Source organism: Streptomyces apricus (assembly GCF_008369065.1).
Classification (GTDB): Bacteria; Actinomycetota; Actinomycetes; order Streptomycetales; family Streptomycetaceae; genus Streptomyces; species Streptomyces apricus.
Genome location: NZ_VDFC01000075.1, coordinates 353,141 through 364,356, shown reverse-complemented (window position 1 = coordinate 364,356; position 11,216 = coordinate 353,141). Strand labels below are relative to the sequence as shown.

Annotated in this window: 9 protein-coding genes; 5 read left to right on the top strand and 4 right to left on the bottom strand. The window is 71.8% G+C overall.

Features of this window, described 5'->3' with window-relative positions; genetic code table 11:
- Positions 1-2,935, top strand: a 2,935-nt coding sequence (locus tag FGF04_RS35260; RefSeq protein WP_149515440.1) for a glycoside hydrolase family 3 protein, incomplete at its 5' end; no start/stop codon positions are given.
- Positions 2,936-3,073: 138 nt separating this feature from the next.
- Complete coding sequence (locus FGF04_RS35255; RefSeq protein ID WP_235882646.1) at positions 3,074-4,423, top strand: hypothetical protein; 1,350 nt, start codon at positions 3,074-3,076, stop codon at positions 4,421-4,423.
- Here the strand turns inward: FGF04_RS35255 and FGF04_RS35250 are convergent.
- The 4 genes from FGF04_RS35250 to FGF04_RS35235 form a co-directional block, all read right to left on the bottom strand.
- A complete protein-coding gene (locus FGF04_RS35250; protein ID WP_149515439.1) occupies positions 4,366-5,148 on the bottom strand; it encodes a serine protease in 783 nt (260 codons plus the stop codon). The genes FGF04_RS35255 and FGF04_RS35250 overlap by 58 nt on opposite strands.
- Before the next feature lie 236 nt (positions 5,149-5,384).
- The gene (locus FGF04_RS35245) at positions 5,385-5,879 is read right to left on the bottom strand and encodes an N-acetyltransferase (protein ID WP_149515438.1); all 495 of its coding nucleotides are present in this window, start codon (positions 5,877-5,879) and stop codon (positions 5,385-5,387) included.
- A 9-nt stretch (positions 5,880-5,888) separates the two neighbouring features.
- Positions 5,889-6,194: a hypothetical protein gene (locus tag FGF04_RS35240; RefSeq protein WP_328596450.1), complete on the bottom strand. Its 306-nt coding sequence runs from the start codon at positions 6,192-6,194 to the stop codon at positions 5,889-5,891.
- Positions 6,195-6,441: 247 nt separating this feature from the next.
- On the bottom strand, positions 6,442-7,065 hold the full coding sequence (locus FGF04_RS35235) for a YceI family protein (RefSeq protein ID WP_149515437.1): 624 nt from the start codon (positions 7,063-7,065) through the stop codon (positions 6,442-6,444).
- Positions 7,066-7,346: 281 nt separating this feature from the next.
- On the opposite strand from FGF04_RS35235, the gene FGF04_RS35230 reads away from it, so the two are divergent.
- From FGF04_RS35230 to FGF04_RS35220, 3 genes are all read left to right on the top strand, one after another.
- A complete protein-coding gene (locus FGF04_RS35230; RefSeq protein ID WP_149515436.1) occupies positions 7,347-7,862 on the top strand; it encodes a hypothetical protein in 516 nt (171 codons plus the stop codon).
- Positions 7,863-7,900: 38 nt separating this feature from the next.
- On the top strand, positions 7,901-10,282 hold the full coding sequence (locus FGF04_RS35225; RefSeq protein WP_149515435.1) for a polysaccharide lyase 8 family protein: 2,382 nt from the start codon (positions 7,901-7,903) through the stop codon (positions 10,280-10,282).
- Positions 10,283-10,436: 154 nt separating this feature from the next.
- Positions 10,437-11,216: acyl-CoA carboxylase subunit beta (locus FGF04_RS35220; RefSeq protein ID WP_328596449.1), on the top strand; the 780-nt coding region annotated here is incomplete at its 3' end.

Sequence of the window (11,216 nt, the reverse complement as noted above, 5' to 3'; positions counted from 1 at the left end):
CCCCGCCCCCGTGCCCGTCGACAACTTCGAGGGCGAGATACCGTTCGCGAACCCGCCCGCCGAGGGCATCTTCACCTGGGGCAGCGACACCGACGACCCGCCCACGCTGGAACTCGCCGCCCGCGACGACGCCCCACAGGGCGACAAGGTCCTCGCCGGCACGTACGAGATCAGCGGCTACGGAGGATTCACCCACGACTTCGCCTTCGCCGAACCGGCCCACGACTGGTCCGCGCACAAGGGCATCCGCTTCTGGTGGGACGGCCGGGGCAACGGCAAGAAGGTGAACTTCGAGCTCAAGGACGGCGGCGCCAACGGCGAGGCCTCCGAGCTCTGGACGACCTCCTTCACCGACGACTTCACCGGCTGGAAGCTGCTGGAGTTCCCCTTCACCGACTTCACCTACCGCACGGACTACCAGCCCGTCGGCGGCATCGACCAGGTCCTCGGCCTCACTGAGATGTGGGGGTACGCCCTCACCCTCCCGGTCGGTGTCGAGGACCGGTTCGCCATGGACGGCGTGGAGTTGTACGGCAAGGCCGACCAGGCGCTGCGCGCCAACGTCGTCACCGACGCCGCCGTGTACCCGGTGAAGGAGGGCGGCCGGGCCGCCGTGAAGATCACGGTCGCCACCACCGGCTCCGCCCCGATCGAGGAACCGGTCACCGTCGCGTACGAGACGGCCGGCGGCACCGGCGAGTCCGGCAAGGACTACACCCCGGTCAAGGGTGAGGTGACCTTCCCGGCCGGTACCGCCTCCGGCGCCTCGCGGACCGTCACGGTGGCGACCCTGCGCGACAAGGCGGCCGAGAGCGCCGAGACCGTCCCGCTGAGGCTGACGGTCACCGGCGCCAAGGCGCCCGCCGAGAACCCGCAGGTCGTCATCGACGCCCACGGACTCCCGTACCTCGACGCGAAGCTGCCGGTGAAGAAGCGGGTCGCCGACCTGCTCTCCCGCCTCTCCCTCGCCGAGAAGGCCGGCCAGATGACGCAGGCCGAGCGCGGCGCGCTCACCGCGCCGGGCGACATCGCCGCGTACGACCTCGGCTCGCTGCTCTCCGGCGGCGGTTCGACGCCGACCCCGAACACGCCCGAGGCCTGGGCGAAGATGATCGACGGCTTCCAGCTGCGGGCCCAGGCGACCCGCTTCCAGATCCCGCTGATCTACGGCGTGGACGCGGTGCACGGCCACAACAACCTCACCGGCGCCACGATCCTGCCGCACAACATCGGCATCGGCGCCACCCGCGACCCGCAGGTCGCCCACGACGCGGGCAGGGTGACCGCCGCCGAGGTCCGCGCCACCGGCATCCCGTGGGACTTCGCGCCCTGCCTGTGCGTGGCGCGCGACGAGCGCTGGGGCCGCACCTACGAGTCGTTCGGCGAGGACCCGGCGCTGGTCGAGTCCATGGAGACCGTCATCCAGGGCCTCCAGGGCGCGGCCGACGGCAGGGACCTGAAGAAGAACGACAGGGTCCTCGCCACCGCCAAGCACTTCGTCGGCGACGGCGGTACGGAGTTCGGCTCGTCCACGACCGGCTCGTACACGATCGACCAGGGCGTCACCAAGGTCACCCGGCAGGAGCTGGAGGCCGTCCACCTGGCCCCGTACCAGGACGCGGTGGACCGGGGCGTCGGCACCTTCATGCCCTCGTACTCCTCGCTGGACGTCCTCGGCGACTCCGAGGGCCCGGTGAAGATGCACGCCAACGCGGCGATGCTCAACGGCGTCCTCAAGGGCCGCATGGGCTTCGACGGCTTCGTCATCAGCGACTGGCAGGCCATCGACCAGATCCCCGGCGACTACGCGAGCGACGTCCGCACGTCGATCAACGCGGGCCTGGACATGATCATGGTCCCGTACGCGTACAAGGACTTCCACGCCACGCTCCTGGACGAGGTGCGGGCCGGGCGCGTGAGCGAGAAGCGGATCGACGACGCCGTGTCGCGCATCCTGACCCAGAAGTTCGAGCTGGGCCTCTTCGAGAAGCCGTACGCCGACACGAGCGGTGCCTCGGCGATCGGCTCGGCGAAGCATCGCGCCGTGGCCCGCGAGGCCGCCGCGAAGTCGCAGGTCCTGCTGAAGAACGCGGGCGGCGTGCTGCCGCTGAAGAAGTCGCAGGACGTGTACGTCGCCGGGTCCAACGCCGACGACATCGGCAACCAGAGCGGCGGCTGGACCGTCACCTGGCAGGGCTCGTCCGGCGACATCACCGAGGGGACGACGGTCCTGGAGGGCATCCGCAAGGCCGGCGCCGGCTCGGTCACGTACTCCAAGGACGCGTCGGCGCCCACCGGCGGGCACGACGTCGGTGTCGTGGTCGTCGGCGAGACCCCGTACGCGGAGGGCATCGGCGATGTCGGCAACGGACACGACCTGGCCCTCTCCGCCGCCGACCGGGCCGCCGTCGACACGGTGTGCGGCGCCATGAAGTGCGTGGTCCTGGTCGTCTCGGGCCGGCCGCAGCTCGTCGGCGACCGGCTCGGCGACATCGACGCGCTCGTCGCGTCCTGGCTGCCGGGCACCGAGGGCGACGGCGTCGCGGACGTGCTCTACGGGAAGCGGGCCTTCACCGGGCAGCTGCCCATGACCTGGCCGAAGTCCGAGGCGCAGCTGCCGATCAACGTCGGCGACGCGTCGTACGACCCGCAGTTCCCGTACGGATGGGGGCTGACCACGCTCACCAAGGTGCCCGAGGGCGGGAAGGCCACGCTGAAGGCCCTGGCCGTCGCGGCCGCGCTGGCCGAGCGGACCGGGTCCGGAGAGGCGGGACGCACGATCGTCGGCAAGGCGAGGCTGCTCGTCCAGCAGAGGATCGGGCAGGACATCACGCCGGCGGTCGCGAAGCCGTTCGCCGACGCGGACCACCTGCTGCTCAAGGGGAAGTACGCGCAGGCGGTGGCGAAGCTGACGGCCGCGTACACGGCGGCCTGACCGGTCGCCCACCGGGCCCCGGACGTCATGTGTCCGCGGCCCGGTGGGGGCCGGCCGCGCCCCGCGGCGGAGCCGCGTACGGACGTGGCCCCGCGCCCCTGAAGGCAGGCGTCAGAGGGCTGGAGTAGCTTCGGAGGTATGAAAGGCGTACTTGAAGGTGTGCTCGCACGAGGGCTGGCCGTTCTGCTGATCGCGTTCGCCGGGACGGTGGTGTCCGGTGCCGGGGGCGCGCAGGCCCGGGCCGCCTCGGACGTGTCGACCGTGGCCGAGGCCCTGCGCGAACATCCCGTGTACGTCGATCCGTCCATGACCCGGGTGCTGTCCGACGCGGACGCCGACGCCCTGGCCGCGAAGATCGAGAAGGCGGACAAGCCGGTGTTCGTCGCCGTCCTCCCCGGCGACTTCCCCACGGAGAACCTCTTCCGGAATCTGCGCACCGACACCGGCATCACGGGCCTGTACGCGATCCGGCTCGGCACCCGGTTCGACGCGAAGGCCGACTCCTCGGTCCTGTCGAACGCCGCCGTGCGCAACCTGGTGTCCAGCGTCCGCGGCGAGGACGCGACGACCCAGTTGAACCACTTCACCGACCGGGCCCTCGCCAACATCCGCGGCTCCGCGCCCAGCAGTTGGGACGGCGGAGGCGGCGCCGTCGACACCGGCGCCCTGATCGGCGCCGGCGCGGTGGTCGTGGTGGGCGGCGTCGGCGCGTACGCCCTCGTGCGGCGCAACCGCCGCAGGCGGGAGGCGGAGCAGCGGGCCGCGCTGGAACGGCTGCGCGTCGTCGTGGACGAGGACATCACCGCCTTCGGTGAGGAGCTCGACCGGCTCGACTTCCACCCCGCGGAGGCCGGCGCGGACGACGCGATGCGCGCCGACTACGAGCGCTCCCTCGACGCCTACGACAAGGCCAAGAACTTCATGGCCGGGGCGACCCGCCCCGAGGACGTGCGCGCCGTCACCCAGGCACTGGAGGACGGCCGCTTCTCCCTCGCCGTGCTGGCCGCCCGCCGCGAGGGCAGGCCCGTCCCCGAGCGCCGGGCCCCCTGCTTCTTCGACCCGCGCCACGGGCCCTCGGTCGCCGACGCGACCTGGACGCCGGCGGGCGGCGCGCCGCGCGAGGTGCCCGTCTGCGCGGCCGACCGGACCCGGCTGGCCGAGGGCGCCGACCCCGCCGTGCGCGAGGTCGACACGGAGTACGGGCGGCGGCCCTACTGGGACGCGGGTCCGGCGTACGGCCCCTGGGCGGGCGGCTACTTCGGCGGGGGCATCCTGCCCGGCCTGCTCGTCGGCACGATGCTCGGCTCGATGATGACCGGCCCGGCGTACGCGGCGGGCTACGGCCGCGGGGACTGCCGTACGCCCACGGGCCCGGCGCCGTCCGGCGCCGGGCACGTGGACGTCGTACCGCGTACCGCGGGTGCGGCGGGTCAGAGGGTGGCCGCCGCCGAGGCGATGGCGGAGGCGAAGGTCGAGACCTCGCTGTAGACGCCGGGCGCGTTGGCGCGGGCGCAGCCTATGCCCCAGCTGACGATGCCGACCTGGATCCAGGCGTCGGAGCTGTCCTTGCGGAACATCGGGCCGCCGGAGTCGCCCTGGCAGGTGTCCACACCGCCGGCGGCGTAACCGGCACAGATCTCGTCGCTCGCGACGAGACCGCTGTAGCCGCTGTACGAACGGCAGGTGGCGTCGCTGATGAACGGCACGCTGGCCTTCAGCATGTAGCGCTGCTGGGCGCCGCCCTCGCTGGCCGAACCCCAGCCGGCGACGGTGAAGGTGCCGGTGTTGTACTGCGTGGTCGTCGCGATCTTCAGCGTGGGCAGGTTGATGGGCTGCGCGAGCTTGATCAGCGCCCAGTCCTTGCCGTTGCCGTTGTAGCCGGGGGCCCGGTAGACCTTGGTCGACTTGACCTGGACCCGGCCGGAGGTGGACTGGAGGTCCACGACGCCGGCGGTGGCGGKGATGCTCGTGTTGTTGCCGCTGGCGCTCACGCAGTGCGCGGCGGTGAGCACGATCTGCTGGGTGTAGAGCGCGCCGCCGCAGCCCATGGAGAGCCGGACCATGAAGGGGAACTCGCCCTGCGCGGCACGGGTGCCGCCGACGACGGGCGCCGGGGCGGCCTGCGCGGTGGACAGGGGCTGCAGGCTCATGACCGCGAGGGCGGCGGCGCCCGCGACCGCGCATCTCTTGAGTGCCTTGAGGAGGTTCTTCACCGTGATGCCTTCCGTGGGGGGTGGAAGTGACAGGCTCATGCCATGTCGAACAGGAAGAAGTCACGCAGAATGCGGCATGCACCGGTCAATTTCTGTCGATGGATTATGGGAACGGTGTGAGCGCCGCCACAAGGGGTGAGAACCGGCCGGTCCTATTCGGTCAGCCGGAATTGCATACGACCGGGCGCGTGCCCCGTGCGGGGATCCGGGCCCGGTCGGCGCGCGTTGCCGTCAGGTCAGGTCAGGTCAGGCAGGGCCAGCCATTCCTTCCACGACAGGTCCCGCCCGATGAACCGGGGCCGCTCGAACGGCCAGGCCCCGCCGATCCACCGCGGCACGAAGGCGTCCAGGTCCCGCTCCAGCGCGGTCCCCACCCGGTCGTCGACGACCCACCAGGAGACCTCGGCATCGGCACCGGCCTTCTCCGGCGGATCGATGTAGACGCACCCGTACTCGGTGCTCTCCGCCTCGTCGAACAGCACGTAGTTGAAGGACTCGTGCGCCTCGATCTCGGCCGCGTGCCGTTCCAGGTCCGCCTTGTTGGCCTCGTAGGTGATGGTGGCGGCGGGCCAGCCCCAGGCCTCTCCGAAGATGGACCAGAGTCGTTCCCGCGACCCCATCACCGCCGGGTAGTCGATCGCGGCGTCCGCACCGCTGATCGGCCGCAGGTGGTACCCGCCGGGCACGTCGACGCGCAGCGGATGGACGAAGTCAGCGGGCAGCCAGGTCATGCCGGGAGGCTAACGCGCGTCCCGCCGGCCCCGCACGCACATATCCGCCCGCCCGCCGGCACCGGCACCGGCACCGGACCCGGCACCGGACCCGGTCACCGGCTCCCTCCCGCGCGCGTACCGCTCACCGGCGGCGTGCCACCAGCCGGGCGGCGAGGGCCCGTCGACACGGGAGGAGGGCTGTCCGGGGTGCAGCCCGAGCCGCCGCAGCGCGTCCGCCGCCACGTACACGAGGAACCACCCGCGGGGCCGCCCGTCCGCGTCCCGTCCGCACGCGAGGTCCCACCGCACCTCGTCCGCGACGGTGAACGGCATCCAGTCGACACCGCGCTCGCGCAGTCAACCCCGCACGGCGGCAAGGGGCTGCGGGCGCCCCGCCACGTTCTCGTACGCGGCGACCCTGATCCATGCGTCTCGTCCGTGCGCGTCGTGACCGGTCATGCGCCCCATGGTGCCGGACCCGGCCGTCTCCCGGCAGCCGAACGCCCGCCGTCCGTTCCCGGGGGAGTCGGAGGGCGGGCGTGTTCGACCGGGGGAGGCGGGGCGGTGCCCCGTGGCCGGGTCAGGCGGCGTTCTTGATCGCCGAGATGTCGAAGGTCAGCTTGATCTTGTCGGAGACGAGCACGCSGCCGGTCTCCAAGGCCGCGTTCCAGGTGAGGCCCCAGTCGGAGCGCAGAATCTCGGCTTTGCCCTCGAAGCCGACGCGCTCGTTGCCGAACGGGTCCTTCGCGGCGCCGTTGAACTCCAGGTCGATGGAGAGCGGCTTCGTCGTGCCGAGGATCGTCAGGTCACCGGTGATGCGGTAGTCGTCGCCGCCGAGGGCCTCCGCCGAGGTGGAGCGGAAGGTCATCGTGGGGAACTCCTCCGTCTTGAAGAAGTCCGCGCTCTTCAGGTGACCGTCGCGGTCGGCGGAGCCGGTGCTGATGCTGTCCATCGAGACGTCGATGGTCGCCGTCGACAGCGCCGGGTTCGCACCGTCCAGGTGCAGGCTGCCGGTGAACTCCTCGAAACCGCCCTTGACGTTGGTGACCATGGCGTGGCGGGCCACGAAACCGATCGTGGAGTGGGCCGGGTCGATCGTGTACTCGCCGGTGAGGGCGGCCAGGTCCGGGTTCACGGCGGCGGGCGCGGCGGCGGTGGCGGTAGCGGTGGCGGTGTCAGAGTCCTTGCGACCGAAGATACCCATGACTGGCTCCTTGGGGACGAGCCCCGGCCCTGTGCCGAAGCTGTTTAATGTTCAACTAGAGCGACCATAGACCTATTCCTTACGGGTTTCAACTGTGCTCACGACGTGTTGTCCTGATTACGCCCAGTTGTCATTGGTCTACTCCTAAGATCGTTCGACAGACCCCTGGTGGACACGTGTAGACCTCGGGCACCATCGCCTTGCTCCACCTGCACCGCCGTCCGATTCCCCCCAGCCGGCACACGCGTCGCCGGCACGGTCACCCGCAGGAAAGGCCCCGCATGAAGCTCCGCTCCGCCCTGAGCGCCCTCGTCCTGATCGCCGCCCCGGCCGCCGTCGTGCTCGGCGGCGCCACGGGAGCCTCCGCCGCCCCCGACGCGGCCGCGGTCACGAAGATCAGCCATGCCACCGCGACCTCGATGTTCAGCCAGTCGGGCATCACCTGGTCGTCCTCCGGCGGCTGCTCGGACCGCAACACCCCCACCTGTACGTCCTTCACGCAGCTCAACCTCGCCACCGCCCAGGGCGCCCAGACCCTGAAGAGCGCCACCGGCTGCGCCCTCAACATCACCGGCGGCACCGAGACCGGCCACGCGAGCGGCACGTACTCGCACTGGAACGGCTACAAGCTCGACTACGCCAAAAGCACCTGCGTCACGAACTACGTCAAGAACACGTTCACCTACATCGGCCTGCGGGGCGACGGAGCGCCGCAGTACCGGTCGGGCTCGGGCAACATCTACGCGGACGAGGGCAACCACTGGGACGTCCTGTACTACAACTGCGGCGGCTGCTGAACGAGCCGGGCGCCCACGAGAGCCAGGAGACTCCGGAGATGACTCCGACCCGCCGCACGGTCCTGCTGGCGGCGGCGCTCACCGCGGGCGCCCCGCTCCTCGCGACGACCGCGTCCGCCGCCGCCCGCGCGGCGGACGACGACCCGTACGACACGCTGCGCCGCCGCTGGCTGGAGATCGCCCTCGGCACCGGCTACGACCCGGCCGCCCCGCCGTACGCCGACCGCCTTGCCGAGACCGGCGAACTGGCCCGCGGCTTCCGGGCATCCATGGCGCCGGCGGCGAACTCGCTGTGGTCCGGCCACCCGTACGACCCGCCGGCCGGCATCACGCAGAGCTACAGCAGGCTGTGGACGATGACGCAGGCGTACGTCCAGGAGGGCACCGGCTCCACCGGCGACGCGGGACTGCTCGCGGACGTCCTGCGCGGCCTCGACCACCTCTCCGCCACCGTCTACCACCCCTCCACCACCCGCTACGGCAACTGGTGGGAGTGGCAGATCGGCAGCCCCCGCCTCCTCATGGACGTCGTGGCCGCCCTGTACGGCGAGCTGACGGACGCGCAGGTCGCCGCGGCCTGCGCCGCCGTCGACCACTTCGTCCCCGACAGCATGCTCGGCGACTACACCGGCACCTCGACCGGCGCCAACCGCGTCGACCTGTGCCGCTCCGTCGCCCTGCGCGGCATCCTCGGCCGCGCCCCCGAGAAGATCGCCCTCGCCCGCGACGCGCTCTCGCCGGTCTTCCCGTACGTCACGAAGGGCGACGGGCTCTACGCCGACGGGTCGTTCGTCCAGCACACCTGGGTCGCGTACTCGGGGACGTACGGGCAGGTCATGCTCGACGGGCTCGGCCGGCTCTTCGCGCTGCTCGCCGGGTCGCCGTGGGAGGTGACCGATCCGGGCCGGCAGATCGTCCTCGACAGCGTGGAGAGGGCCTACGCGCCGCTGATCCACGACGGGCTGATGATGGACAGCGTCAACGGCCGCGCCATCAGCCGGGGTTACCTCAGGAGCGACGACCGGCAGGTCATGCGCAGCGACCACTTCCACGGCCAGGCGCTGATCGCCGCGATCGCGCTCCTCGCCCAGGGCGCGAGCGCGGCGCAGCGCGAGCGCTGGCAGGGGCGGATCAAGGGCTGGATCGAACGGGACACCGTCACGCCGCTCCTGACGGCACGGCAGTTCGGCGTGGCCGACCTGGCCCGCCTGCACGCCGTCGCCGGCTCGGACCTGCCGGCCGCCCCCGAGCCGGCCGGCCACCACCTCTTCGCCGCCATGGACCGGGCCGTCCACCGGGGCCGGGCCGCCGGTGCCGCCGGCTCGGGCTCGGGCACAGGGGCAGGCCCCGGCTTCACCGCCAACATCGCCATGGCGAGCGAACGGATCGCGTACTACGAGTGCGGCAACGGCGAGAACCCGCGCGGCTGGCACACGGGCGCCGGAATGCTCTACTGGTGGGCCGCGGGCAGCCGTTCCGACCAGTACACCGACTGGTTCTGGCCGACCGTCGACTGGTACCGGCTCCCCGGCACCACCGTGTCCACCCGGCGCCTCGCGGACCGGGCGGGCGGCGAGTGGGGCGAGCCGAAGCCCGCGGTGAGCTGGGTCGGCGGCACCACGGACGGCACGTACGCGGCGATCGGACAGCATCTGGCGGGCCTCGGCTCGACGCTCCGGGCCCGCAAGTCGTGGTTCTGCCTCGACGACGCGATCGTCTGCCTCGGGGCGGGGATCACCGCCACGGACGGCGTGCCGGTCGAGACGGTCGTGGACAACAGGAACATGGGGGAGGGCGGCACCCACTCCTTCGTACGCGGCCGCGACTGGGCGCATCTGGAGGGCCACGGCGGCTGGGTGCTGCTGGACGGGGCGGGGGAGGGGCTGCGCTCCCTGCGGGAGGACCGCACCGGCGCCTGGTCCGACATCAACACCACCAGCTCCACCGAACGCCGCACCCGCCGCTGGCAGACGCTCTGGCTGGACCACGGCACCGACCCGGTGGACGCCGCGTACGCCTATGCCGTGCTGCCCGGCGCCTCGCGCCGTACGGTCGCCGCCCGGGCCGCCGACCGGCGCCGGCTGTCGGTCCTCGCCAACGACCCCGGCCGCCAGGCCGTCTCCGTACCGGCCCTGGGACTGCTCGCGGCCAACTTCTGGCGGCCGGGGACGGCGGGCCCCCTCACCGCCTCGGCCGCCGCGAGCGTGCTCGTACGCCGCCGGGGTCGCACCGCCACGGTCTGCGTGAGCGAACCGCCGCGCACCGGAGAGGCCCTGGAGGTCGTCTGGGACCACCCCGTGCGCCGGGTCCTGCGGGCCGCCCCGGGCGTCGAGGTGCTCGCCACCGGGCGTCGGCTCAGGCTGCGCGTCACCCCCGGAACGGCTTGTGAAACGCTTGAGTGTGAGGTGACTCTCGGCTGAGCGTCTTGTGCGACCCCTACAAGCCCCGACCCCTCTGAGCAGTCGGATCGCCTGCATGGGGCCGGGGTTATGTTCGGTGCTACCAGTAAAACGGGCCGGAGACTGTACGGAGTCGACGGCCCTGTTTCCTTGGTGGACTTCGTAAGGTCGCTACATGACCGTTTTGGACGAGACCGAATCCTCGGCCGGCGAGCCCGCTGACTCCCGCGGACGTGTGGCCGAGCTGCAGGCGATCCGTGCGGAAGCCCTTCGCGGACCCAGTGACAAGGCGACCGCGGCGCAGCACGCCAAGGGCAAGCTGACCTCGCGGGAGCGGATCGAGCTGCTGCTGGACGAGGGCTCGTTCAACGAGGTGGAGCAGTTGCGCCGGCACCGGGCGACCGGGTTCGGCCTGGAGGCCAAGCGGCCCTACACCGATGGTGTGGTGACCGGCTGGGGCACGGTCGAGGGCCGGACGGTCTTCGTGTACGCGCACGACTTCCGCATCTTCGGCGGTGCGCTGGGCGAGGCCCACGCCACGAAGATCCACAAGATCATGGACATGGCCATCGCGGCCGGCGCGCCGCTGGTGTCCCTCAACGACGGTGCGGGCGCCCGCATCCAGGAGGGCGTCAGCGCGCTGGCCGGCTACGGCGGCATCTTCCAGCGCAACACCCGCGCCTCCGGGGTGATCCCGCAGATCAGCGTGATGCTCGGCCCGTGCGCGGGCGGTGCGGCCTACAGCCCGGCGCTGACCGACTTCGTGTTCATGGTCCGTGAGACCTCGCAGATGTTCATCACCGGTCCCGACGTCGTCAAGGCGGTCACCGGCGAGGAGATCACCCAGAACGGTCTGGGCGGCGCGGACGTGCACGCCGAGACCAGCGGGGTGGCGCACTTCGCCTACGACGACGAGGAGACCTGCATCGCGGAGGTGCGCTACCTCCTGTCGATG